Origin of the sequence: Lampropedia hyalina DSM 16112, from assembly GCF_900129055.1 — a bacterium.
In the GTDB taxonomy this organism is placed as follows: domain Bacteria; phylum Pseudomonadota; class Gammaproteobacteria; order Burkholderiales; family Burkholderiaceae_C; genus Lampropedia; species Lampropedia hyalina.
Map to the genome: position 1 here is coordinate 107,366 of NZ_FQUZ01000007.1, position 24,000 is coordinate 131,365.

The window sequence follows — 24,000 nt, forward strand, 5'->3', positions numbered from 1 at the left end:
CCGTCATGGCTTCTGGATGGCATCGCCTGTGGTGCTGGCATGGCGTGCATCGTCGTCCACATGCAGGTAAATGGCTGTGGTTTCGATGGAGACATGGCGCAGATTGCGCTGGATGAAGCGAATGTCGTTGCCCGCATCGGCCTGGTGCGTGGCCGATGTGTGCCGCAGCCAGTGGGTGGAGGCACTGCGCAGTTTGGCCGCTGCCACCGGGTTGCTGGCCTCCAGCGTGCCCGCCAAGTCCAGAAACACCTTTTTCACCAGCAGGTAGATGACGGCTGGAGTCAGGGTGCGGTCTGGATTGCCGGTGATCGACAGCACCAGTGGCGATGAATCCAGTCGATTGGGCACCGTGGGCAGGCCATAAAACTGCCGATAGCGTACCCAGTCGGCCATGAGCTGGGCACTCACGGGCACATCGCCCACCCGCCCCCCTTTACCCTGAACCCGCAGCCACCAGTTGCCCCGGCGTTGGAGCAGGTCGCTGGTTTGGGCATCGGCGGCTTCCGACACCCGCAGGGATGCACCATACAGCAGCCGGAACAGCCAGCGCAGGCGTTCGTAATGTTGGCACTCGCGGGTGGTTTCGCGCGGCAGGTTGTCGATGAAATCCAGCACAGCCTGCCATAGCTCCTGCTCCAGGTAGCGTTCCACACCCACTTTGTCAGTGGCGTTGCGGCTGGACTTGCGGCGGCGCAGAGCCAGTGGATTGCCACGCAGATAACCGGCTGCCACCAGATAGCCGAACAGGCCGGACAGAATCCCCATGGCCTGGCCAATGCTGCGTGGCGAGAGCGGGCCGTCGAACAGGCGGCGGTCTGCTCCGGTGCGGGGCAGCAGCGGGTTGATCCAGTCGCCATGTGGTTGTGCCAGAAATGCTTCGTAGGCCAGCAGGTCTTCGCGGGTGAGGCTGGAAAAAGGCTTGCCCAGACTGTGGTTGGCCCACAGCAGCAGGCGCACGGCTTCCTTGCGGTAGCTGCGCAGGGTGTGCGGGGAATCGGCGTATTCGGCCAGCCACAGCCGAATGGCTTCCACATCGGTGTTGGCGGCAATCTGCCGGAAACCTCCGCTGGCACGGTTGGAGCCTTGGCTTCCGTCCAGTGCCGGGGAAAAAAACGATTCTGGCAGGGCCTGCCTTGGCAAGGTCAGATCGTTTGCAGGCATGGCCATTTCACGTTCACGCCGTGCTGGTGCTGCGCTTGACAGCCAGCAGGCCGACACCGATGGCCATCAGCAGACCACCGAAAATGCGGTTCTGCCACAGTTGTGCCCGTGCTGTGCGCAGCCAGTTGCGCAGCAGCTTGCCACTGGCGGCATAGCCGTGCATCACAGTGCCATCCACCAGCGACAGCGTAGTGCCCAGAATCAGCAATTGCAGCCAGACATTGCCTTGTTCAGGGTGGATGAACGGCGGCAATACCGCCACCATGAACAGAATGCCCTTGGGGTTGGTGGCATTGGTGACAAAGCCGCTGATGAACCGGCTGCGCCATGCCTGTGCCTGCGGGTGTGCACTGGGATTGGCCTGGATTTCTGCGGCGGTTGCGAGGGCGGAAGGTGCCGAGGTCGGGCTGAAGAACTGTCGCAGGCCCAGGAAAATCAGGTAGCCTGCACCCAGCAGCTTGATGGCCATGAAGGCGGTTTCAGAAGCCACCAGAATCGAGCCGACGCCGGCACCGGCAATCACGAACAGCAGCCACAGGCCGCATTGCAAGCCCAGAATGGTGACACTGGTCTTGCGTACGCCGTATTGCAGGCCATGGCTCATGGAGAGCACGGCACTGGAGCCGGGGGAAAGTGCGATGGCCCAACTGGCCAGGAAGAAGGCCAGCCATAACTTGAAGTCCATTTTTTCGATCTGCCTGTGGATGGGGGTATGGATGCGTTGCGGCAAAAAATTCCGTGGCAAGCAAGACGTGTCGATTGCGACTGCTGTTATGCTTGAAGCCCTTTATTTTCGTGCTTGCCCATTCGGTCGGCGAGAGTGTACGCCTGCCAGCGGGCATTTTTTTGTTTCAGGAAGGTCTGCAAGACGCTTGTGGTATGCAGCGCAAGGCGGATTTTGCAGACTTTCCTTCAGCCATCCACCGCCATGTTCAATCCCTCCCAGGAAGATGTCCGTCGATTCTTCTGTGCCGTCTATGCCAAGTCCCGTGCGGGCGAACCGATGGAAGCCATCGAGACACTGGCCAGTCTCTGGATCGAGGAGCATCCCGAATACCATGCCGATCTGGCCGATGTCGAGGCGGCGGTAGCGCGGCAGTACGATGCCAGTGTGGATGGGCGCAGCAACCCTTTTCTGCACCTGTCCATGCACCTGTCCATCAGCGAGCAATGCAGTATCGACCAGCCGCGTGGCATTCGGCAAGCCGTGGAATTGCTGGCTGCACGTCTGGATTCATTGCATGAAGCCCACCATGCCGTGATGGACTGCCTGCAAGCCATGCTGTGGGACAGCCAGCAGAACCAGCAACCGCCCGATGGCAATGCCTATGTGGCCTGTGTGCAGCGCAAGGCTACGCGGCGGGGCTGAGAACTTCGCAAAAGACTGCCTTGTCAGTATGCCTTGGCAGCGATTGGGGCGAAGCGGTGGGGTTGCACGTCGCCGTTCTGGGCGCGGTGGCGCAGGGCGTGGTCCATGACGACCAGGGCCAGCAGGGCTTCGGCAATCGGGGCGGCGCGGATGCCCACGCAGGGGTCGTGGCGGCCCTTGGTGACGACATCGACGGGCTGGCCGTCCACGTCGATGGACTGGCGTGGCGTGGTGATGGAGCTGGTGGGCTTGATGGCAATGCGCACGTCGATGTTCTGGCCGGTGCTGATGCCACCGGCAATACCGCCCGCATTGTTGCTGGTGAAGCCCTGGGGGGTCAGCGAGTCGCCATGCTCCGAGCCGAGCTGGCGGGCACTGGCAAAGCCCGCACCGATTTCCACGCCCTTGACGGCGTTCAGCCCCATCATGACGTGGGCGATGTCGGCATCAAGCTTGTCGTACATCGGTTCGCCCAGTCCGACGGGTACGCCGGTGGCAATGATGCGGATGACCGCGCCGCAGGAGTTGCCGCTGCGGCGCAGGGCATCCATGTATTCTTCCAGTTCGTTGGTGTTTTCCACCGGCGCGAAAAAGGGGTTCTGGCCGATGTAGTCGATGGACTGGAACGGGATGTCGATGGAGCCAAGCTGGGTCATGAAGCCCCGGAACACGGTGCCGTATTTCTCGGTGAGCCATTTCTTGGCAACGGCCCCGGCAGCGACGGTGGGCGCGGTCAGGCGGGCCGAGGAGCGGCCACCACCGCGTGGGTCGCGGATGCCGTATTTGTGCCAGTAGGCGTAGTCGGCGTGGCCGGGGCGGAACTGGCGGGTGATTTCGCCGTAGTCCTTGCTGCGCTGGTCGGTGTTGCGGATGAGCAGCGCAATGGGGGTGCCGGTGGTCTTGCCTTCGTAGATGCCGGAGAGGATTTCCACGGCATCAGGTTCGCGCCGCTGGGTGACGAAGCGGCTGGTGCCGGGGCGGCGGCGATCCAGTTCCTGCTGGATGTCGGCCTCGTTCAGTTCCATGCCGGGCGGGCAGCCGTCGATGACGCAGCCGATGGCCGGGCCGTGGGATTCACCGAAGTTGGTGACGCGAAAAAGGGTTCCAAGGGTACTTGCGCTCATGGGAGTGGATTATGGGGGCAATTCGGGAATGGGGGGAAGAGGGCGGCAGGCCGGTGCGTGCCGCTGCGGCATTCAGGTGGTTTTCATGATGCGGTAGCCGGTGAGTTTCTCGTGTTCGCGCAGGGCGTAGCGGTCGGTCATGCCTGCAATGAAGTCCGCGACGGTACGGGCGGTTTCGGTGGGGTTGCTGCCGGGGCGCACGCGCCGGGCGTAGCTGGGTTTCATGCGTTCGGGTTGTTCCAGGTAGGCGTGGAACAGTTCGCGGATGACCTGCTGTGCCAGCGTGGTGGTGCGCACGACTTTGTCGTGGCGGTAGAGTTCGCGGTACAGCAGGCTTTTGAGTTCACGGGCCTGTTGCTGGGCGGTGTCGCTGAAGCGGATCAGCGGGGGCAGGGTGCGGGCGGCATCGGCTGAGGCAGGCTGGTGCTGTGCCAGCAGGGCGCGGCTGTGTTCGATGACATCGTATATCTGCACGCTGAGCATGTGGCGGATGGTTTCGTACAGCCAGCGTTGCGGGTCGTCGCGCAGGCCGGGATGCTGGCGCACCAGGGCCTGGTGGTGTTCGCGAAACAGCGTGGATGCCTGCAACTGCTCGACGGTGAGCAGGCCGGAGCGCACGCCGTCGTCCACGTCGTGGCAGTTGTAGGCGATGGAGTCGGCGAGGTTGCACAGTTGCGCTTCGAGGCTGGGCGATTGTCCGTTGAGAAAACGCGCGGCAATGCCGTTGGGGTCCTGGGCTTCGATGCGGCGGGCATTGGCTGCCGAGCAGTGCTTGAGGATGCCCTCGCGCGATTCAAAGCTGAGGTTGAGGCCGTCGAATGCGGCATAGCGTTGCTCCAGCAGATCGACGACGCGCAGGCTTTGCAGGTTGTGCTCGAAGCCGCCAAATGCCTTCATGCACTCGTTGAGCGCGTCCTGCCCGGCATGGCCGAAGGGGGTGTGCCCCAGATCGTGCGCCAGCGAGATGGTTTCCACCAGGTCTTCGTTCAGCCCCAGCGGGCGGGCAATCGAACGTGCCACCTGGGCCACTTCCAGCGAGTGGGTCAGGCGGGTGCGGAACATGTCGCCCTCGTGGTTCAGGAACACCTGGGTTTTGTACACCAGCCTTCGGAACGCGGAGGAGTGCACGATGCGGTCGCGGTCGCGCTGAAAATCCGTGCGCGTGGGGGGCACGGGTTCGGGGATGCGCCTGCCACGGCTCTGGCGCGGGTCGCTGGCGTAGGGAGCCAGCGGGGCGATGCCGTAGGTGCAGGTGGCGGGTGGAGTGGGCGATGGTGTGGTGGGCATGTGCCCGATTATGCGTGCCCCAACGCGGGGGCGAATCTAAATGGTGACACGCCCTATCGCATCCAGCAGCGGGATGACGGTGGCATCATCGACTTTTTCGGTGATGGCCTTGCCCGGTTCCTTCAGCACCACATAGCGGATGGCCCCGCCCTGGGATTTCTTGTCCACGCGCATCAGCTCCAGATAGCGGGCGGTGTTGCGTTGTGGGTCGATGCGGGGCGATTGCACGGGCAGACCGGCCTGTTGCAGCAACTGAACCAGGCGGCGGGTGAAGCTGTCATCGGGCAGGTGGCCGAGAAGGTGCGAGAGGCGGCTGGCCTGCACCATGCCAGCGGCGACGGCGTGGCCGTGCAGCCATGCGCCATAGCCCATGCCGGCTTCGATGGCGTGGCCGAAGGTATGACCGAAGTTGAGGATTTCGCGCAGGCCCGATTCGGTTTCGTCGGCACTGACGACGGCGGCCTTGATTTCGCAACTGCGGCGGATGGCATGGCGCAGGGCATCGGGCTGCTGGGCGCGCAGGTCGGCGACGTGCTGCTCCAGCCAGGCGAAGAACGCCATGTCGTAAATGGGGCCGTATTTGATGACTTCGGCCAGGCCCGCGCTGAGCTGCTCGGGCGGCAGGGTCTGGAGGGTGTCGATGTCGCAGACCACCAGCCGGGGCTGGTAGAACGCGCCGATCATGTTCTTGCCCAGCGGGTGGTTGATGGCGGTCTTGCCGCCCACCGAGGAATCCACCTGGGCCAGCAGCGTGGTGGGAACCTGCACGAAGGGCACGCCGCGCATGTAGCTGGCAGCGGCAAAGCCGGTCATGTCGCCGATGACACCGCCGCCCAGCGCGAACAGCACGGCCTTGCGGTCTGCGCCGTGGCCCAGCAGGGCATCGAAGATCAGGTTGAGGGTTTGCCAGTCCTTGTACTGTTCGCCGTCGGGCAGCACGACTTCGTGGATGACCGGGTAGTGCGCTTGCAGGCGTTCGCGCAGTGCCTGGGCATACAGCGGGGCGACGGTGGTGTTGGTGACGATGAGCGCGCTGGTTCCCTTGGGGAAGTGTTGCTGGGCTTGCTGCCAGAGACTGGGGCCGTGGCCGATCAGAATCGGGTAGCTGCGCTCGCCCAGCTCAATGTGAACGTGGTCGATGGCGGGGGTGATGGAACGGGTAGGGCTGGTGGATGACATGGTGTGTGCCTGGGTTCAATCGGGGAAATCGCAAAGTCGCAAAGTCGGGAAGCCATGCAGGGGCTGCAAAAAACAACCGCCAAAACTGCAAGCCATGGAAGGAGGCTTCAGCGTTGGCGGTTGTGATCTGCGTCACCGCATGCGTGGCAGTGTGTCAGTGAATCATCGGATTCGGTTCACAGCATCAGGGCGCGCCAACACTTGCCCCGCTGCTGGAGCGCATGGCCTTGAAGAACTCGGAGGTGGTTGGATCCAGCACCAGCACGTCGCCGCTCTGGCCCAGGCTTTCGCGGTAGGCTTGCAGGCTGCGGTAGAACTGCGCGAATTGCGGGTCGCGGCCATAGGCCTGTGCATAGACGCTGGTGGCTTCCTGGTCACCCAGCGCACGCACCTGCTGCGATTCGCGGTAGGCGTTGGCCAGGGTCACGGTACGCTGGCGATCCGCATCGGCACGGATGCGCTCGCCTTCGGCCTGTCCGGTGGAGCGCAGTTCGTTGGCCACGCGGGTGCGTTCGGCACGCATGCGGTTGAACACGGATTCGGTGATGGCCTGCGAGTAATCGACGCGGGTGATGCGCACATCGATGATGTCGATGCCCCAGGGACGCTGGCCGCCGGTGACGGTGTCGAGCACCTGCTGCTTGACATCGGTCATCAGCGATTCGCGTTTTTCCGAGAGCAGCTCGCGCACGGTGCGGCGGTTCACTTCTTCCTGGAAGGCACTGCGCACGACGCGGCCCAACTGGGTGGCTCCGGCACTTTCATCGATGCCGACGTTGCGGATGTAGGTGGACGGGTCGGTGATGCGCCAGCGCACATACCAGTCGATCACCACCCATTGCTTCTCGGCAGTCAGCGATGGTTCCGTGACCTGGCTTTCCAGCATCAGCAGGCGTTTGTCGAGGTAGCGCACGCTTTGCACCGGTGCGGGGAGTTTCCATTTCAGGCCGGGTTCATCGACCACGCGCTTGATTTCCCCCAGTTGATAGACCACGCCGTACTGGCGTTGATCGACCACGAAGGCCATGGCACTGATGAGAAACAGGCCAAGCAGTCCCAGTGTGGCCCAAAGTCCTATACGATTCATTTGGCGGATTCCATTCCTGTCTGAGTCTGATTAACGTGTATCACCACGGCCTGGGCGTGCACTGCTGGACTGGCTCAGGGGGTGACTGGTGGCAGGGGCTGTGGCCTGTGGCTGCGGGGGCGTTGCCGTGGCGGTGGCATTGCCAGCCGTGTTCTGGCTGCGACCGGCGGCCTTGTTCGCCGACTGTTCCACCAGCTTGTCCAGTGGCAGGTACATCAGGCTGGAGCCGTTGCGGCCGCTGGTGTCCACCACCACCTTCGAGGAGTTGCGGTACACCTCTTCCATGGTTTCCAGATAGAGGCGTTCGCGGGTGACGCGCGGGGCTTTCTGGTATTCCTGCAACACGGCGATGAAGCGTTCCGAGTCACCGCGCGATTCGGCAATGATGCGCTCGCGGTAGGCCTGCGCTTCTTCCTTGACACGCGAGGCTTCACCGACGGCACGCGGAATCACGTTGTTGGCATAGGCTTCGGCATCGTTCTTGGCGCGTTCGCGTTCCTGGTCGGCGCGCAGTACGTCGTCAAAGGCATCGCGCACCTGTTCCGGGGGGCGTACACCGCTTTGCTGCATATTGATGGCGACGACTTCCACACCCACGCTGTAGCGGTCGAGGATGGCCTGCATCAGCTCGCGCACGCGCGGGGCGATCTGGTCGCGTTCACCGGCAAGCACATTGTCCATGCGCATCTTGCCCACCACTTCACGCACGGCACTTTCGGCAGCGGTGATGACGGCCAGGCGCGGGTCCTGGGTCTCGAACAGCCAGGCGCGCGCATCGTTGAGGCGGTACTGCACGGCAAAGCGCACTTCGACGATGTTTTCGTCCTCGGTGAGCATGGCGTAGTGGTTCAGGCCGGTTTCCTTGATGGTGCGGTCGTTGCCGATGTCGGCCGACTGGATTTGCGTGACCTGCACGGATTCATGGCGGCCAATCGGGGCGGGCCAGCGGTAATTGACCCCGGCATTGACGGTGCGCTCGAACTGGCCAAAGCGCGTGACGACGGCCTGATAACCTTCCTGTACGATGAAGATGCCCGAGGCCAGCCACAGCAGCACGGCCACGGCCACTCCGGCGGCCAGCAGGCCACCACTGAGTGCCGGGGGACGGATGCCACCGGGAAAGCCACCACCACCGCCGCCACGGTTGCCTCCTCCGGGCGGCTGGCGTGGGCGTTCGCCCTGGCCGAGCAGGCGGCCGAGTTTGCCGTTGAGGTCTTGCCACAGTTCGTCCAGATCGGGCGGAGTGCCGCGCCCATCGCCCTGGCGCGAGGGGCGACGCGGTTCGTCCGGACGGCTGTCGGGCTGGGATGGGCGAATGGGGGGAGGTTGTGGGGCATCGTCCGGGGTGTTGCCACGATCCGAATCCGCGCCGGGTTTGTCACTGCCGCCACGTCCCCAGCCGGGGTCGTTGAGGTTGAACAGGGCGCGCATTTTTTCCAGAAGTCGTGCCGCTTTCCGGTCACGTGAATAGGCCATCATTCGCTCGGTCTCTGTAGGTATTGAAAGTAGCGGGATCAATCAGATTGACGGTAAAAGACAGAAAGCGGTGCACTTGCGCACCTATCTTTCATGCAAGCAGGCGTGATTTTGCCCAATTCCAGCGTCATTCCGCGATTGAAGGGTCATTTTCAGGGGCTTTTGTGGCGTTGGCTTCACGCGCCAGCAGGTGTTGCGCCAGAAACTGCCGCAGTCCGTCCAGTCCCTGGCCGCTGTGGGCACTGAGGAACAGGCGTGGCATCTGCTGTCCGTCGATCTCCATGCTGTCTTGCAGGCGCAGGGGTTGTTGCTCTGGCGGCAGCAGGTCCAGCTTGTTGAACACCAGCACCTGTTCGATGTCGGCCGCGCCGATTTCTTCCAGCACGCGCTGCACTTCCTGAATCTGCTCCGGGAAGTTCGGATTGGCGGCATCGACGACGTGCAGCAGCAGATCGGCATCGACGGCTTCCTGCAAGGTGGCCTGGAAGGCTTCGACCAGTCCGTGGGGCAAATCGCGGATGAAGCCGACGGTGTCCGACAGCGAGAGCTGGGCCTGGGCTTCCTGAAGGTAGAGCTGGCGTGTGGTGGTGTCCAGCGTGGCAAAGAGCTGGTCGGCGGCATAGGCGCGGGCCTTGACCAGCGCGTTGAACAGCGAGGATTTTCCGGCGTTGGTATAGCCCACCAGCGAGACGCTGAAGACCTGGTTGCGGTCGCGCTGGCGACGCTGGGTGTTGCGCTGTTTCTTCACCTTGGTGAGGCGTTCGCGCACGCGCTTGATGGCATCGCCGATCATGCGCCGGTCCAGCTCGATCTGGCGTTCACCGGGGCCGCCACGCGTGCCGATGCCGCCGCGCTGCCGCTCCAGGTGCGACCAGCGGCGCACCAGCCGCGTGCTGAGGTATTGCAGCCGTGCCAGTTCCACCTGCAATTTGCCTTCGTGGCTGCGGGCGCGCTGGGCGAAGATTTCCAGGATCAGGAAGGTGCGGTCGTACACCGGCAATTGCAGGGTGCGTTCAAGGTTGCGTTGCTGGGCGGGGCTGAGGGCCTGGTCGAAGATGACCTCGCGTGCGCCCAGTGCCTGTGCCATGTCGGCGATTTCCTGCACCTTGCCACTGCCGACGAACAGGGCAGGGTCTGGTACCTTGCGCTTGGCCACCAGTTTGCCGACGGGCTCCAGTCCGGCGGTTTGGGACAGCAGCCCCAGTTCTTCGAGTTCTCCGTCAAAATGGGGCAGACCGAAGTCCACTCCTACCAGCAGCACCGGGGCCTGGCCCGATGCGGTATCTGTCTCAATGCTTGTCAATCTGGTGAATATCCCAAAAGGAAAAGGTGTGGCAGGCACAGAGGATTGTGCCTGCCACACCTGATGGATGGAGAAAAATCAGTCACCCGAGCGATCAGTGCCAGCATTTTCCGCATTCACGGAAAAATTGACAGGCCGGGCGGGGACAATGGTAGAGATGGCGTGCTTGTACACCATCTGTGTCACGGTATTGCGCAGCAACACCACATATTGGTCGAAGGATTCGATCTGGCCTTGCAGCTTGATGCCATTGACCAGATAGATGGAAACGGGGATATGCTCACGACGCAGAGCATTCAGAAAAGGGTCTTGCAGGAGTTGTCCTTTGTTACTCACGATATTCTCCGTGTTGAACCCGACTGCCGGTGTGGCAGGTGCGCGAGGCGCAGGGGTTGATCTTGTTATAGGAAAGAAAGCGGACGCTCACGATACCACAGCAACGAAAGCCCCACGATGTCCATATGGGTTGTGGGCGGATTTTTTCAAGTCATGGATTGGCAGCGTTCTCGCGCTGCCGATGCGGGCATCCAGGAACCGAACAGGAAAGAGCCGGTGTCATGCAATACACCCTGAAAGCGGCCGTGTGCGCCGAAATTGTCATCAAGAAAAGCCGTTTTCTGGCGCGGGTGGAGCCGGTGGAAAACCGCGCCGCCGCGCAGCAGGTGGTCGCGGGTCTGTGGCAACAGCATCCCGAGGCGCGGCATGTGTGCTGGGCACTGATGGCCGGCGGTCAGTCGGCGGCCGTGGATGATGGCGAACCCAGCGGCACGGCCGGGCGGCCGATGCTGGAAGTGCTGCGCCACCAGCATCTGCACAATGTGCTGGCCACGGTGGTGCGCTATTTTGGTGGCGTGAAGCTGGGAGCCGGGGGGCTGGTGCGCGCCTACACGGATGCGGTGGCGCAGGCCCTGTTGCAGGCCGAGAAGATGCCGGTGCAGGCCACGGCCGTGCTGGCGTTCAGCGTCGCCTATGCGCAGGAGGGACTGATGCGCCAGTTGCTCCAGCAGTTTCAGGCCCGGCAGGTGCAGATTGACCACGGTGCGGCCGTGCGGGTGCAGGCGACGGTGCTGCTGCAAGAGCAGGCCGCCGTCATGCAGCGCATCAACGATGCCACGCAGGGCACGGCGCAATGGCACGATGAGGAGCAGACGACGATTTGATGCTGCCCGATTTTCAGGGTTTGCCCACCATGGCATGGCCCTCGATGAACTGGTCGATGTGTTCGCTGCACAGCAAATGCACATTGGCCTGAATGGTTTCCAGATCCCAGTCCCACCAGGAGAGGGTCAGCAGTTTTTCAATCGTGGAGTCATCGAATCTTTTTCTGACGAGCCGGGCCGGATTGCCCACCACGATGCCATACGGCGGTACATCTTTCGCGACGACGGACTGGGAGCCAATGATGGCACCATCGCCGATGGTGACACCCGACATGATGGTTGCGCCCTGCCCAATCCACACATCGTTGCCGACGCTCACGTCGCCTTTGGTGACGGGGGTCTTGCCAGAGGCCCGTGGCCAGTCGCTTTTCAGGGCGGGGAACGGGTAGGTCGTGACCCAGTCGGCGCGGTGGTTGCCGCCCATCATGAATGTGACATTCGGGCCGATGGAGCAGAATTTGCCAATTCTGAGGCGGGCCTCCTGGTTGATCCAGCGAACGGAAGGCACTCCGTAGGTATGGTCCCCAATTTCGATCAATGGGTGCCGGATGACGCGATTGGTGTAATGGAAGTTTTTAACATCCCGTGAATGGGATGGGCCGAGATGGTTGCTGCTCATGATGGTGGTTCAGGAATGGTGGTGGGATGCCAGGGCTTGCAGGGTATCGGCCAGGCCGCTGGCGCGGAGGGTGGGTTGCTGCACGGCCTGTTGCCAGGTGCCGGGCTGTTCGGCCAGGTAGGTGAATGCCTTGCGGGCACGGGTCAGGCCGGTGTAGATGAGTTCCTTGCTCAATAGCGTGCCTGCTTGGGGCGGCAGCACCATGAGGACGTGGGCGAATTCGGAGCCTTGGCTTTTGTGGATGGTCATGGCAAACGCAGTTTCGACGTGGGCCATGCGCGGGGTGGCAATGGAGCGCGGCACGCCAGAAGCCGCATCGGCGGGAAAGTACACGCGCAGCTTGTGGCGGTCGGCGGCACTGGGCAGGCAGATGCCGATGTCGCCATTGAATACGCCCAGGTTGGCATCGTTCTGCGTGACCTGCACGATGCGTCCGGCAAACCAGCCTTCCTGCCGGGCGCGGATGCCCTGCCGCTGCAACTGGCCGATGACCAGCCGGTTGATGCCTTCCACGCCCCACGCGCCTTCACGGGTGGCGCAGAGGATGCGGAATTGCTCCAACTGCGTGAGCACGCGCACGACCCATTCGGTGTGGCGCGTCAGCCACTGCGGCTGGCTGGTGTCGGCAGGCCAATGGGGCGTGGTGCGCAAGGCCTGCACCAGTCCGGCGTAGGAGGCGGTAGGGCGTGCTTCGCTGTGGCTCTCGGGTGCGTGTGGCTCGCCGTTGGCCGGGCCGGGGCGACCATGCAGGGCGATGTGTGCCAGGGTGTTCAAGGACGCGCCTTCCTGCCAGTGGACGCTGGTGGCACTTTGCCCGGCCACTTGTTGCAGCACCTGCTGCATGGCGGCCATGTCGTGGCGGTTGATGGCGAGTGCCAACTGGCCGATGGTGCCGCCAAAGCGGCGGCTTTCGCGCAGCATGACGGTGTTCTGCGCCAGTGCGGGCATGGCGGGGGTGTGCGGTGGGTGCCGGAATTCCTGCGGCAGGGCTTGGCCAGTGAGCTGCTCCAGATGGCGTGCGGTGTCGGGGCTGTAGTGGCCCTGTTGCGCCTGGGCGCAGAAGTCGCCCAGCACCGCACCGGCTTCCACGGAGGCGAGCTGGTCTTTGTCTCCCAGCAGGATCAGCCGTGCCGTGGGAGGCAGGGCTTGCAGCAGGCTGTGCATCATTTCCAGGTGAATCATGGAAGCTTCGTCCACCAGCAGCCAGTCCAGTGGCAGCGGATGGCTGGCGTTGTGGCGCATCTGGCGGGTGTCGGGCCGTGCCCCCAGCAGGGCGTGCAGGGTGCGGGCGGGTGGCAGGTGGTGCAGGGCGGCTTGCAGCGGCGCGTGCTGGCTCACGGCATCGGGCAGTTGTGCCAGGGCCTGCTGGATGGATTCTTTCAGGCGGGCGGCCGCCTTGCCGGTGGGGGCGGCCAGCCCGATGCGGATTTGTTCGGGCTGTGGCTCCAGTGCCAGGGCAGCGGCCAGCAGCCGTGCAGCGGTGTAGGTTTTGCCGGTGCCGGGGCCGCCGGTGATGATGGCCAGCCGCTGGCGCAGTGCCAGGGCGCAGGCGGCTTTTTGCCAGTCGAAGGTGGCATCGGGCAGGGCATCGGGAAAGAGGACGTCCAGCCAGTGGCGGGCGGTGGCGGTATCGGGGTGCAGGGGCGACTGGATGCGGGCGGCAATGCTGTGGGCAATGTCCTGTTCATACTGCCAGTAGCGGCGCAGGTACAGGCGCAGCGTGGGGGTGGTCTGCGGGGCGATGGCCGGGGTTTGCGTGAGCACCAGAGGCTGGCCAAAGTCCAGTGCCGTGTTGGCCTGCCAGACCATGCGGCTGGAGAGCAGGGCGTGGTGCCAGTCGCGCACACTGGTGGGCAGCCATTGTTGCAACTGGTGCAGCGCGGGCGCGGCTTCGGCAGGCCAGCGCAGCAATTGCGGCAGTTGCAGGCGTAGCGACGGGCGGTGGGCATCGACCAGCGGCAGGCAGGTGTGGCCTTTGCCTTCGAGGTGCGAGAGGATGGCCACGGCTGCCAGCAGCCCAGGGCTGGCGGCGGCATCGTGCTCCAGCACCCAGTGCGCCAGTGCGGCATCCAGCCGCCGCAGCCAGCCTTCATCCGCCCATTGCCAGAGCAGCTCGGGTGTGATGTGGGGGACAGTGGTGGGGATGGCACTCATGGCTGGAAGGTGGGGAGCACGGTGGTCGCAGAGGTGGCGGCATCGGTATCGTGCCTGACATTCGCAGTATTGAGCCAGGCATCGGCGTGTTCCAGCCACTGGGTCTGGCCGGGCAACTGGAGCAGGCCGTGGCCGGGCGCGTCCAGCCCGCGCACGAACCAGTAGAGTGCGCCGCCCAGGTGCTGTTCGGGGCTGTAGGCTGTGCCCAGCCGCGCCCGCAGCAGCCGGTGCAGGGCCAGCAGGTAGAGCATGGCTTGCAGGTCGTAGCGGTGGCGCAGCACGGTGTGGCGCAGGGCATCGGGGTGGTAGGCACTGGCATCTGCGCCCAGCACGTTGGTCTTGTAGTCCAGCACCCAGTAGCGTCCGGCGTGTTCAAAGACCAGGTCGGCAAAGCCCATCAACATGCCGTGGGTCTGGCGTTGTGGCAGGGGTGGGCGCGGCTCATCCGGCCAGACCCATTGCTGGCACAGTGCGTCCAGCCGGTTGGCATCAAGCTGGCGCGCGGGCATCCAGAATTCCAGCTCGGCGAGGCTGGCGGGCAGTGTGCCCAGCGTGATGGCCGCCGGGGCAGTGCCGCCATCCTCACATGCCACCACTGCCCACAGTGGCGTTTGCAGCAGCGTGTCCAGCCAGGTGATGAGCGCGGGGGCATGGTGTTCCCAGCCTGCATGGCTGGCATTCTGGGTGATGCGTTCGCGCTCGTGGTCTGCCAGTTGCAGCGGGAAGCCGTCGTAGCCCAGCCATTCCAGTTGGTCGTGGATGAAGTTACCCATGCGTGGGCCACCGGGCAGGCGGTGCCAGACGGCGGCATCGGTTGGCTGCGGGGCGGTTGCGGGTGCAGGCAAGGTGGGATCGCGCGGTTCGTCGTCGGCCCGCTGGGGCAGGGTTTGCCACGGCATGGGCGTGGCCAGCCGGTCGGCCGATGCGCCGGGCCGCGTGAGGGCCGAGAAGCTGCTGATGGCCCAGGCGCGATCCGGCGCACCACCGTAATGGCGTTCGGCGGCCAGTGGCCGGGGCTGTTCGCGTGGGACGTAGTGGTGTGTCTCGAACGATGACGCGAGGGTGGCCACGCGGATGCCCGCACAGCCATTCGCCCAGCCGTGCAGCAGCGTTTGCCATGCGGGGGCATCCAGCGACTGTTCGGGCTGCCCGGCCAGCAGATAGCCCCAGGCACTGTGGTGGGTCTGGCAGTCCTTGCTCCTGCCTTTTTGCAGGGAGGCAAAGCCCAGCCAGAGGGCATGGCGTGCGCGTGTCAGCGCGACGTAGAACAGCCGCAGGTCTTCGCGCAGGCGTTCCTCGTCGGTGTCGGGGGCGGACATGCTGTCGCCCGCATGGTCGTCCTCGCTTTTTTCGCCGGGGTGGCTGCCACGCGCCACGCGGCTGTGGTGGCAGGCAAAGGGCAACAGCACCACCGGGTATTCCAGCCCCTTGCTTTTGTGGATGGTGACGATCTTGATGAGGTCGGCATCGCTTTCCAGTCGCACGATCTGCTCGTCGGCATCGCCGGTCTGCCCTTGCAGGGCGGCCTGAATCTGCTGCACCAGCCAGCGCGTGAGGGCCTGCTCGCCCTCGATGGTGCGCGCGGCCTGCTGCAACAGCTCGGCCAGATGCAGGAAGTTGGTGAGCTTGCGCTCGCCCTGCGCATCGTCGGCTAGCCAGCGGGCGGGCAGGTTCAGGCGGTGCAGGCTCTGGCGCAGCATGGGCAGAATGCCGTGCCGTGCCCAGATGCCGTGCAAGTCCTGAAGCAGCAGCAGGTGCTCCTCCAGTGCCGCTTCGTCGTCGGCCAGGCGTTCCAGCTCGGCCAGCGGCAGGGCCAGCATGGGGCTGGCCAGCGCGGCACGCGCCAGCCGGATGTCCAGCGGTTGCGCCACGGCCTGCATCCAGGCCACCATATCGTGGGCCACGCCGCTGCCGAACACCGATTCGCGGTCGGACAGATAGACTGATGCCAGCCCACGCTGGCGCAGTGCCTGCTGCACCAGCGCGGCTTCGTTGCGGTTGCGCACCAGCACGGCCATGTCGGCAGGGCGCAGGCGGGTGAAGTGGCCATTGCCGTGGGCGTAGAAGCCGGTGGCCGGGTCGTTGAGCCACTGCACCACCTGCTGGGCGCATTGCTGGGCGAACAGTTCCCCGGCATCCGGCTGGCGCATGGCCTCCCAGGCGGCTTCAATGTGCAGTGCGGGCAGTTCGCCGTCGGCATTGCCCCAGTATTCGGCACGGCCCCTGGCGGCGACGGGCTGGAAGGGCAGCGGGTTGTCCCCCTCGCGCGGTCGGTAGCGGAATGCGCCGGGGCCGTCGCGCGATTCGGCACCGGCAAAGACATGATTGACGGCGGCGACCAGATGCTGCGTGGAGCGGTGGTTCACCCCCAGCGCGTAATGGCGATCCTGGGTCTGGCGGCGCACTTGCAGGTAGCTGTGGATGTCCGCGCCACGAAAGCGGTAGATGGACTGCTTGGGGTCGCCAATGATGAGCAGCGCGATGTCGGCGCGGTTCGCCTCGGGCTGGTAGATGTGGCGAAACACCCGGTATTGCTGGGCGGAGGTGTCCTGAAACTCGTCCACCAGTGCCACCGGGTAGCGCAGTGCCAGCCGCTGGCGCAGTGTGGCCCCGTGTACGCCGGTGAGGGCCTGTTCCACGCGGCGCAGGGCATCGGCAAAATCGAACACCCCCTGCTGTTGCTTCAGGTGCTGAAAACGGGCGCGGGTGTGCCAGGCCGCGTGCTGCTGCAACAGTTGCGGCACATCGGGCAGTTGCTCCTGCTGTTGCCACAGGGTTTGCAGTTGCGCTACTTCCGGCGGCAGTGACAGCGGTGGGGCCTTGGCCTTGCGGGCCTCCTGCAAACCCGCCTCGCTGAGCCGGTGGATGGCCGCCGCAGTGAGCGACAGCGGAGCCTGCGGGTCATCCGCCCATGCCCCAATGGCATCGAGCCAGGGCGTGTAGGAGGATGGCTTGAGCTTGCGCCCGTCCCAGTGCGGCTGGTGTGTGCCATCCTTGTCGGTTTGCGCATCCAGCCAGTCCTTCAGGCGTGCGGCGCGTTCGCGCCAGCCGTCGGCCAGGGTGCGCAGTTGCTGCTGCATGGCGGGCAACAGGGCATCCAGCCACTCGGGCAGGCTCTGGTCGATATGCCACTCGGGCAAGGCTGCCACCGGATGGGGCGGCACGCTATCGGCCAGGGCCACGGCTGCGCTGCTGTGCCGCTGCCATTCCAGCGCGGTGGGCCAGCGTTGCAGCACCGTCTCCAATGCCGTCCCTTGCAGCGGGTACACATGCTGTCGCCAGTAGTCCAGGGCCGCAGTGGCCAGCAGTTCGGCGGTGGAAGGGGCCAGTGTCTGCTCCCCCAGCGAGGCCGTGAGCGCGGCAAACTCCCCCAGCACGCGCTGGCACCAGGCATCAATCGTGTAGATGGCGGCCTCGTCCATCACCTGGGCGGCGGTTTCCAGTCGCCAGGCGGCCTGCTCCCGCGCCGTGCCCTCGGGGTAGTCGTTCAGCAGGCTGTCGAGAAAGGCATCGTCCGCGCCGTCCCCCCGGAAATACCGCGCCGCCTGCGTCAGTCGCTCGCGGATGCGGTCAGACAGCTCCAGTGTGGCGGCACGGGTGAAGGTCATCACCAGAATGTCCGACGGGGTCAGCGGGCAGGGCGGGGCATGTTCGCCACCATGCCCCAGCACCAGCCGCACATAGAGCGCGGCAATCGTCCAGGTCTTGCCCGTGCCCGCACTGGCCTCGATCAGGCGACTGCCGAACAGCGGCAGCGTGGCAGGCTCCAGTATCTGGCTGCTGGCGGGGGTAAGGGATGACAGGGCAGAGGTGGTAGGCATGAAACCGTGGAGATCAGGAAAAGAAACGAAACACCGGGGTTGTTTAGGAAACGCTCGTTTCCTTTACGGCTGTGCCTTGCCCGGCAAGGCGCGGCGGTACTGGGCGGCTTCTGCCAGGTGGGCGCGGGTGATGGACGTGGACTGTGCCAGATCGGCAATGGTACGGGCCACCCGCAGCACGCGGTGCATGGAGCGTGCCGACCATTGCAGCTTGCGGGCGGCATGGTGCAGGAATGCCGCGCCATCGGCATCCAGTGCGGCATGGGTCTCCAGTTCCTGACCATGCAGCAGGTGGTTGGTCTTGCCCTGACGGGCCAGTGCCCATTGCCGCGCCTGTGCCACGCGTGCAGCCATCTCGGCACTGCTTTCGCTGCGGGGTGCATGGGCGTTGCCACTGTGGCCGGGAAAGGCCAGCAACTCGTGGGGCGGCAGCGTTGGCACTTCGATGCACAGGTCGATGCGGTCGAGCAGTGGGCCACTGAGCTTGCCCTGGTAACGGGCGATCTGGTCGGGCGTGCAGCGGCACTGGCGATCGGCAGACCCAAAGAACCCGCACGGGCAGGGATTCATGGCGGCAATGAGCTGGAACCGTGCCGGAAACTGGGCGGTGCGGGCTGCGCGGGCCACATGGATTTCGCCAGTCTCCAGCGGCTCGCGCAGGGCTTCCAGTGCCGTGCGGGGAAATTCCGGCAGTTCATCCAGAAACAGCACGCCGTGGTGTGCCTGTGAGATTTCGCCGGGGCGGGGCGGTGAGCCGCCGCCCACCAGGGCCACCGCACTGGCGGTATGGTGGGGGCTGCGAAAAGACCGCACGCGCCACTGCGCGGGGGTGAAGCGTCCGGCCAGACTGGCCATGGCGGCACTCTCCAGGGCTTCGTCCACGTCCAGAGCCGGCAGCAGACCGGGAAAACGCTGGGCCAGCATCGATTTGCCAGCACCGGGAGTGCCCACCATCAGCACATGGTGTTGCCCGGCAGCGGCCACTTCCAATGCGCGGCGCACCCCGGCCTGCCCCTTGACATCCGCCATGTCGGGGTAGGGCGAAGTGAGGGCCGATGCCGCACCTGCTGGCTCCAGCCGTTGCCAGCCCGATGCTTCTGCCAGCTCCGCCGCGCAGGCATCACTGCCCTGATGGCGGAACTGCTGCACCACGTCCAGCAGATGCCGCGCCCGGTACACCGTGCAGCCGGGCACCAGTGCGGCTTCTTCGGCACTGTCCGGGGGCAAGACCAGTTGCACGGCCTGCCCGGTCTGGCGGGCCTGATGGCGCAGGGCCAGTGCGGTAGGCAATGCCCCGCGTACCGGTCGCAAGGCACCGGAAAGCGACAGTTCCCCGGCAAACTCAAACCCCTGCATCCGCTGCAAGTCCAGTTGCCCGGCGGCGGCCAGAATGCCAAGCGCGATGGGCAGGTCAAAGCGGCCAGAGTCCTTGGGCAGATCGGCTGGGGCCAGATTGACGGTGATGCGCTGGTTGGTCGGAAACTCCAGGCCGCTATTGACGATGGCCGAGCGCACCCGCTCGCGTGCCTCGCGCACCTCCACATCCGCCAGCCCGACCAGCGTAAAGCTGGGCAGGCCATTGACCAGGTGAACCTCCACCGTGACCAGCGGGGCATCCAGCCCCAGCAGGGCACGACTGTGCAATTGCGCCAGGCTCATGAGCTGAAAACTCCCTTCTTTGGTGCAATACACCATGGTTCTGAAAATGGGTGCGCCCCAATGCACCATTTGTGTGCATTGGGGCCGTGAATGGCGCACGCTGGCATTTTGGATGCACCGATGCTGCCAGTGACCGGGCCTGTGTGCAGTTGGCATGGTCTGTGCATTCAGGAGCACCGCCATGGCGGCAAGCCCTGTTGCCATGTGATAACCGATTTTGACACGCTGCACCCCCACACAGGGTGCATGGCACTGGACGCAACGACAGGAGAACTGCGCATGAAAATGGTATCTGCGATTATCAAACCCTTCAAGCTCGACGAGGTGCGCGAAGCCCTTTCGGCCATTGGCATCCAAGGGATTACGGTATCGGAGGTCAAGGGCTTTGGTCGCCAGAAAGGCCACACGGAACTCTACCGGGGTGCCGAATATGTGGTGGACTTTCTGCCCAAGCTCAAGCTGGAGGCCGCCGTGGCCGATGAAGTGGTGGACCAGGTCATCGAGGCCATCGAGGTGGCCGCCCGCACCGGCAAGATCGGTGACGGCAAGATTTTTGTCAGCCCTCTGGAGCACGTCGTGCGCATCCGCACCGGCGAAACCGGTCAGGAAGCCCTGTAAGCCTGCCTGTGCGACGCTGACTGCCGCATATCCGTTTTTCCCCTGAATTTTCTCTCTCCGAAAGGACGATCATGAAAAAATCTCCCACTCTCGCCAGCACCGCCTTGCTGGCACTGCTGGCGCACAGCTCCATGGCCAGTGCGCAGGAGGCTGCCCTGGTGGCGCAATCCGTCGCATTGGTGCAGGAAGCCGCTGTCGCCATCGACACCGGCGACACCGCCTGGATGCTCACCTCCACCGTGCTGGTCATCCTGATGAGCATTCCGGGCCTGGCCTTGTTCTACGGCGGCCTGGCCCGTTCCAAGAACATGGTATCGGTGCTGATGCAGGTTTTTGTCGTGTTCTCGCTCATCACGCTGTTGTGGGCCGTGTATGGCTTCAGCCTCGCGTTTGGCGGTGAAGGCAAGATTTACGGCAACTTCGACTACCTGTTCCTCAAGGGCATCACACCCGACACCATTTCGTCGGCACTCTCGACCATCCCCGAATATGTATTCGTGTCCTTCCAGGCCGCGTTCGCTGCAATCACCGTCGCACTGGTGGTCGGTTCGCTGGCAGAGCGCATCAAGTTCTCGGCCGTGCTGATCTTTGCCGTCATCTGGTTCACCTTCAGCTACCTGCCGGTGGCACACATGATCTGGGGTGGCGGTTTGCTGGCCGAAGACGGCGCGCTGGATTTTGCGGGTGGCACGGTCATCCACATCAACGCCGGTATTGCCGGTCTGGTGGGGGCATACATGCTGGGCAAGCGTACCGGCCTGGGCAAGGAATCGTTCGCACCGCACAGCCTGACCCTGACCATGGTGGGAGCCTCCCTGCTGTGGGTGGGCTGGTTCGGCTTCAACGCCGGCTCCGCAGGTGCCGCCAATGGCGTGGCCGGGCTGGCATTCATCAACACCATCGTCGCAACCGGTGCAGCCGTGCTGGCCTGGATTGGCGTGGAAAGCCTGCTCAAGGGCAAGGCATCCCTGCTGGGTGCAGCTTCTGGTGCAGTGGCCGGACTGGTGGGCGTTACCCCCGCCGCTGGTTTCGTCGGCCCGGTGGGAGCCATCATCATCGGTGCCATCTCGGGTGCCCTGTGTGTCTGGGGCGTGAGTGGCCTGAAAAGACTGTTGCAGGCCGATGATGCGTTCGACGTATTCGGCATCCACGGCGTGGCCGGTATCGTCGGTGCGGTACTGACCGGGGTGTTCGTGGCCCCATCGCTGGGCGGCGTGGGCGTGGACGACTACCACATGGCTGCTCAGGTTTGGGTACAGCTCAAGGGCATCCTCATCACCATCGTGCTCTCTGCCGTGGTCGCCAGCATAGCCTTCACGATTGCCAAGGTCACCGTGGGCCTGCGCGTGGCACCCGATGCGGAACGTGAAGGCCTGGACATCACCTCGCACGGCGAAACCGCCTACCACTATTGAGGCCAAGAGGGAGGAGACAGGCGGCAGGAATGCACCGCCGCCTGATGCAAAAAAACCGGAGCCTGCCCACAGCAAGCTCCGGTTTTTTCATGGGAGGGATTCAACGACTACAACGGGGGGCGGCCATTGATGATGCGCAACAGAATCACGATCACCGCGATCACCAGCAGAACGTGGATGAAGCCGCCAATGGTGGTGGACGTGACCAGGCCAAGCAGCCACAGGATCAAGAGTACTACGGCAATGGTGTAGAGCATATTGCTTCCTCCAGGTTGGGTTGTACAAGGGGCCCACAGGCAACCAGAGCCGCTGATGCTGGCAAGTGCAGGCGGGGCGAAACCGGATGCAAGTGTCGCATTCACTCTATCACAGCATGGAAAATTCCCCTCTGGCTGGAAAAAACCACTGGTTTTCCGGGGACTTTTTCCTTGAGTTGCTGTGCAGTTTGGAGGTGTTGTGGCAAGAACATGGGCGTATATGGTGGGGTAGCCGAAGGTGTATCTTGCCCAACGAATTGTTAGACCTTGCCTTCGCGCCTTGCTTGCATAGCATCTGCGTAGATCTTAGCAAGCTCCGGCGACATCGGCTCCGATTTTGGCTCGTTACGCGTGAGCAACATGGAGATTACCGTTTCTAGCACATCCGGGCGTCGATCCTCCGGTAGCTGGTGGACCGCAAGCCCCATGGCGTAAGTGGTGTCCTGATGCCGAATCAGCTTGTCATAGAAGATGTTGAGCTGCTTTAGATTCTTTGAGTAGAGGTAGAAGAAGCCTGCGCCAATAAACTGAGTCAGTACGCCACCTATTGTCACGAGTTGGCCGCTGATGCCATTGAATCCGTTGAAGAGAAGGCAGATGCCAATGACGAGTATGACTAGCCCTACGATCAACGCAGCTAGGCTTGTCCAAAAGGAAAATTGAAGATGCAGCCTGTTGAGGCTGTAGTACGAGTCAAGCCGCTCTTCTTGCGCTTTCTGATCCATCGGAACTCTCTAGCAAGGTCTAACGAATGAAAGGGACTTCCCCGTCCCAAGCGATACCAGCAACAGAATCGCAAAAGCACCATCATAGTGTCCAGCCGGGGGAGTACACGCACTCACCCGATTCACTTTGCAGCAGGAAGGGGAAAGAAAATGGCAATTATCACCGTAGGAATCGACCTGGCCAAGAACATCTTTGCCGTGCATGGCATCCATGCCGCAGGCAAACCCGAACTGGTACGCCCCAGCGTCAGTCGCGCCAAACTGCTCGACCTTCTCGCCAGCCTGCCGCCTTGCCTGATTGGCATGGAAGCATGTTCCGGTGCCCACCACTGGGCACGGCAATTACAGAAGTTGGGCCACACTGTGCGCATCATCGCCCCCAAGTTCGTCGCTCCATACCGACTCTCAGGCAAACGCGGCAAGAACGACGCTGCCGATGCGGCTGCCATCTGCGAAGCCGTCAGCCGCCCGCACATGCGCTTTGTGCCCATCAAGAACGAAGAACAGCAAGGCCAGCTCATGGTGCATCGCGCACGGCAAGGCTACATTGAACAACGCACCGCCACCATCAACCGCATCCGGGGTCTGTACAGTGAGCTGGGCATTGTCATGCCACTGAAGGCGGCCACGGTACGCCAGCAAGGCCATCAACACCTCGAAGCCCTGCCGGGCTGGGCGCGTACCGTCATCACCGACTTGCTCGATGAAGTCCAGCATCTGGATACGCGAATTGCCCAATACGACCGCCACATTGCCAGCATGGCCCGCCAACACAGCCAGGCCCAGCAGCTCATGCAACTCGGTGGGATTGGAGAGACGACTGCCAGCGCACTCATCAGCACCATAGGCAACGGTCACGACTTTGCCAATGGCAGACAGTTGAGTGCATGGCTGGGCCTGGTGCCGGGCCAGTACAGCTCGGGAGGCAAAAGCAGGCTGGGGCGCATCACCAAGACGGGAGACCGCTACTTGCGCAGTCTGCTCACCCTGGGAGCCAGGGCCGTGCTGGCTGCGGCCATGCGCAAAACAGAGGCTGGAGGCTATGACAAGCAAGACAGCATCAGTCGCTGGGCCAGAAGCGTGGCAGAGCGCAGAGGATACTGGAAGGCAGTGATTGCGATAGCGGCCAAGAACGCACGCCTGTGCTGGGCGGTGCTGAGCAAAGGAGAGCACTTCAAGCTGCCCACCTAGAGCAGAGCATGGGTAGTCAGACAGAGGGAGAAAAGCCGACCACCGTGAGAGAGGCCATCGTTGATGAGAAGCAAGTAAAGGTCAGGACCTGCGCAGGGGAATGCTCGGTTAATTCAATGGGGAAAGAGGCAGACCATGCCCCCAGCCCCGACTAACGAATGGAGCCCCTTGCGCGCGTCTTTCATCAGGGTTTGCAGCCAGCAAACGAAGGCTGCATCAATGACCGTTTGTAGTCACGCCGTCCACAGCCCTTTACCGAGACATCATCGACCCAGGCTCCAAACAGAGTATTGGTGGAAATGAGAGACAGGCACGCCAACAGGCCTGAACCATTGCATGGCAATGATTCAGGGGGGAGTTTTATTGCTTGCTACGGTGGGGAAGCCCTTGTAGCC

20 protein-coding genes are annotated in these 24,000 nt (G+C 63.6%); 5 read left to right on the forward strand and 15 right to left on the reverse strand.

Going from position 1 to position 24,000, the window contains the following annotated elements:
- Window positions 1–3: 3 nt before the first annotated feature.
- Together BUE21_RS04425 and BUE21_RS04430 are read right to left on the reverse strand one after the other, a co-directional pair.
- Window positions 4–1,167 (reverse strand): tyrosine-type recombinase/integrase, encoded by a 1,164-nt coding sequence (locus BUE21_RS04425; RefSeq protein WP_073355101.1) that lies wholly within the window; start codon window positions 1,165–1,167, stop codon window positions 4–6.
- 7 nt (window positions 1,168–1,174) lie between these two features.
- On the reverse strand, window positions 1,175–1,846 hold the full coding sequence (locus BUE21_RS04430; protein WP_073355153.1) for a LysE family translocator: 672 nt from the start codon (window positions 1,844–1,846) through the stop codon (window positions 1,175–1,177).
- A gap of 243 nt (window positions 1,847–2,089) precedes the next feature.
- Here BUE21_RS04430 and BUE21_RS04435 point away from each other — a divergent pair, with 243 nt between their 5' ends.
- Complete coding sequence (locus BUE21_RS04435) at window positions 2,090–2,530, forward strand: DUF1841 family protein (RefSeq protein WP_073355104.1); 441 nt, start codon at window positions 2,090–2,092, stop codon at window positions 2,528–2,530.
- Window positions 2,531–2,553: 23 nt separating this feature from the next.
- Here the strand turns inward: BUE21_RS04435 and aroC are convergent, their stop codons facing one another.
- From aroC to hfq, 7 genes are all read right to left on the reverse strand, one after another.
- Complete coding sequence (aroC, locus tag BUE21_RS04440) at window positions 2,554–3,654, reverse strand: chorismate synthase (protein WP_073355107.1); 1,101 nt, start codon at window positions 3,652–3,654, stop codon at window positions 2,554–2,556.
- 72 nt (window positions 3,655–3,726) lie between these two features.
- Window positions 3,727–4,941 (reverse strand): deoxyguanosinetriphosphate triphosphohydrolase, encoded by a 1,215-nt coding sequence (locus BUE21_RS04445; RefSeq protein ID WP_073355108.1) that lies wholly within the window; start codon window positions 4,939–4,941, stop codon window positions 3,727–3,729.
- A 36-nt stretch (window positions 4,942–4,977) separates the two neighbouring features.
- Window positions 4,978–6,120, reverse strand: coding sequence for a 3-dehydroquinate synthase (aroB, locus tag BUE21_RS04450; RefSeq protein WP_073355110.1), 1,143 nt, complete (start codon window positions 6,118–6,120; stop codon window positions 4,978–4,980).
- Between the two features lie 184 nt (window positions 6,121–6,304).
- On the reverse strand, window positions 6,305–7,207 hold the full coding sequence (hflC, locus tag BUE21_RS04455; RefSeq protein WP_073355113.1) for a protease modulator HflC: 903 nt from the start codon (window positions 7,205–7,207) through the stop codon (window positions 6,305–6,307).
- 30 nt (window positions 7,208–7,237) lie between these two features.
- Window positions 7,238–8,686 (reverse strand): FtsH protease activity modulator HflK, encoded by a 1,449-nt coding sequence (hflK, locus tag BUE21_RS04460; RefSeq protein WP_073355116.1) that lies wholly within the window; start codon window positions 8,684–8,686, stop codon window positions 7,238–7,240.
- A gap of 124 nt (window positions 8,687–8,810) precedes the next feature.
- The gene (hflX, locus tag BUE21_RS04465) at window positions 8,811–9,944 is read right to left on the reverse strand and encodes a GTPase HflX (RefSeq protein WP_073355155.1); all 1,134 of its coding nucleotides are present in this window, start codon (window positions 9,942–9,944) and stop codon (window positions 8,811–8,813) included.
- Between the two features lie 120 nt (window positions 9,945–10,064).
- The gene (hfq, locus tag BUE21_RS04470; protein WP_234971047.1) at window positions 10,065–10,322 is read right to left on the reverse strand and encodes an RNA chaperone Hfq; all 258 of its coding nucleotides are present in this window, start codon (window positions 10,320–10,322) and stop codon (window positions 10,065–10,067) included.
- 221 nt (window positions 10,323–10,543) lie between these two features.
- Between hfq and BUE21_RS04475 the strand changes: the two genes are divergently transcribed.
- On the forward strand, window positions 10,544–11,146 hold the full coding sequence (locus BUE21_RS04475; RefSeq protein WP_073355120.1) for an IMPACT family protein: 603 nt from the start codon (window positions 10,544–10,546) through the stop codon (window positions 11,144–11,146).
- Between the two features lie 13 nt (window positions 11,147–11,159).
- Here the strand turns inward: BUE21_RS04475 and BUE21_RS04480 are convergent, their stop codons facing one another.
- From BUE21_RS04480 to BUE21_RS04495, 4 genes are all read right to left on the reverse strand, one after another.
- Window positions 11,160–11,765, reverse strand: coding sequence for a CatB-related O-acetyltransferase (locus BUE21_RS04480; protein WP_073355122.1), 606 nt, complete (start codon window positions 11,763–11,765; stop codon window positions 11,160–11,162).
- Window positions 11,766–11,774: 9 nt separating this feature from the next.
- The gene (recD, locus tag BUE21_RS04485; protein ID WP_073355124.1) at window positions 11,775–13,919 is read right to left on the reverse strand and encodes an exodeoxyribonuclease V subunit alpha; all 2,145 of its coding nucleotides are present in this window, start codon (window positions 13,917–13,919) and stop codon (window positions 11,775–11,777) included.
- Window positions 13,916–17,740, reverse strand: a complete 3,825-nt coding sequence (recB, locus tag BUE21_RS04490) for an exodeoxyribonuclease V subunit beta (protein ID WP_073355126.1) — start codon at window positions 17,738–17,740, stop codon at window positions 13,916–13,918. The genes recD and recB overlap by 4 nt, the downstream gene beginning before the upstream one ends.
- A gap of 63 nt (window positions 17,741–17,803) precedes the next feature.
- Complete coding sequence (locus BUE21_RS04495; RefSeq protein WP_073355158.1) at window positions 17,804–19,399, reverse strand: YifB family Mg chelatase-like AAA ATPase; 1,596 nt, start codon at window positions 19,397–19,399, stop codon at window positions 17,804–17,806.
- 279 nt (window positions 19,400–19,678) lie between these two features.
- On the opposite strand from BUE21_RS04495, the gene BUE21_RS04500 reads away from it, so the two are divergent.
- Both BUE21_RS04500 and BUE21_RS04505 read left to right on the forward strand, forming a co-directional pair.
- Complete coding sequence (locus tag BUE21_RS04500) at window positions 19,679–20,017, forward strand: P-II family nitrogen regulator (RefSeq protein ID WP_073355161.1); 339 nt, start codon at window positions 19,679–19,681, stop codon at window positions 20,015–20,017.
- Window positions 20,018–20,088: 71 nt separating this feature from the next.
- Window positions 20,089–21,432 carry an ammonium transporter gene (locus BUE21_RS04505; RefSeq protein WP_073355128.1) on the forward strand — a complete coding sequence of 448 codons (1,344 nt, stop codon included), beginning with the start codon at window positions 20,089–20,091 and terminating at the stop codon, window positions 21,430–21,432.
- A 107-nt stretch (window positions 21,433–21,539) separates the two neighbouring features.
- On the opposite strand, the gene BUE21_RS14400 is transcribed toward BUE21_RS04505, so the two are convergent.
- Window positions 21,540–21,689 (reverse strand): lmo0937 family membrane protein, encoded by a 150-nt coding sequence (locus BUE21_RS14400; protein WP_143164414.1) that lies wholly within the window; start codon window positions 21,687–21,689, stop codon window positions 21,540–21,542.
- Window positions 21,690–21,949: 260 nt separating this feature from the next.
- Window positions 21,950–22,414 carry a TRADD-N-associated membrane domain-containing protein gene (locus BUE21_RS04510; protein ID WP_073355130.1) on the reverse strand — a complete coding sequence of 155 codons (465 nt, stop codon included), beginning with the start codon at window positions 22,412–22,414 and terminating at the stop codon, window positions 21,950–21,952.
- Between the two features lie 150 nt (window positions 22,415–22,564).
- Here BUE21_RS04510 and BUE21_RS04515 point away from each other — a divergent pair, with 150 nt between their 5' ends.
- Entirely contained in the window at window positions 22,565–23,605 is a 1,041-nt protein-coding gene (locus BUE21_RS04515; protein ID WP_073353485.1) for an IS110 family RNA-guided transposase, read from the forward strand.
- Window positions 23,606–24,000 lie beyond the last annotated feature (395 nt).